This is a genomic window from Streptomyces jeddahensis (genome assembly GCF_001642995.1).
GTDB classification, from domain to species: Bacteria; Actinomycetota; Actinomycetes; order Streptomycetales; family Streptomycetaceae; genus Streptomyces; species Streptomyces jeddahensis.
Genome location: NZ_LOHS01000008.1, coordinates 1 through 736, shown reverse-complemented (window position 1 = coordinate 736; position 736 = coordinate 1). Strand labels below are relative to the sequence as shown.

Sequence of the window (736 nt, the reverse complement as noted above, 5' to 3'; positions counted from 1 at the left end):
TCGGCGGCAGGACCCTCGCGGAACTCGCCTTCGAGAAGGAAACCGAACGGACCACGCTTCCCTGGGTCGGCTACCGGACACGGAAGTGGGAACCGGAGCCCATCCGCTGGCTGGGTGTTCACGCCATGTACCGGCTCTTTGGTATCGCCGACCAGTGGGAGGAGCGCAGGGGCTCCAGCAAGACCTCGCTGCTGGCCCGATTCGGCAGCCGCCTCGCCGGACTTCACGAGTAAACGAAAAGGGAACTGCTCTCATGGACGCACAACTCGCTGTCATCGGCCTGGGCAGCATCGGAAGCATGGCCCTGTGGCAGGCTTCCCGGCTGTCTGACTCGGTCGTGGGTTTCGAGGCCGCCACCCCCGCCCACGGCCGCAGTGCCGTGGGCGGAGACACCCGCCTGTTCCGCATGGTCTACCTCGGCAGGCCCGAGTACTACCCCATCATCGAACGCTCCCGCAGGCTGTGGGCAGAACTGCAAGCGGAAACCGGGCAGCAGGACATCCTCACGCCTACCGGCAGCCTGTCCATCGGTACGGCGAACGGCAGCTTCATCAACAGCCTTCTCGAGGCCACGCGCATCAACGGAGCCGAGCACCACGTCCTCAGCCGCGAGGAGATGGCCGAGCGCTACCCCCAGCACAACCTCCGCCCCGACGACTGCGCCGTCTACGATCCCCACGGCGGCGTTCTGCGCACCGACCGCGCCGTCAGCGCCGCCGTCGCGGCGGCCCAGGCC

1 protein-coding gene and 1 pseudogene are annotated in these 736 nt (G+C 67.7%); both read left to right on the top strand.

Annotated elements, in window-relative coordinates; genetic code table 11:
• Positions 1-233: pseudogene (locus STSP_RS00055) on the top strand (NAD(P)/FAD-dependent oxidoreductase); the annotation flags it as partial.
• Positions 234-253: 20 nt separating this feature from the next.
• The coding region (locus STSP_RS00050; protein ID WP_157902757.1) for an FAD-dependent oxidoreductase at positions 254-736 on the top strand (483 nt) is incomplete at its 3' end.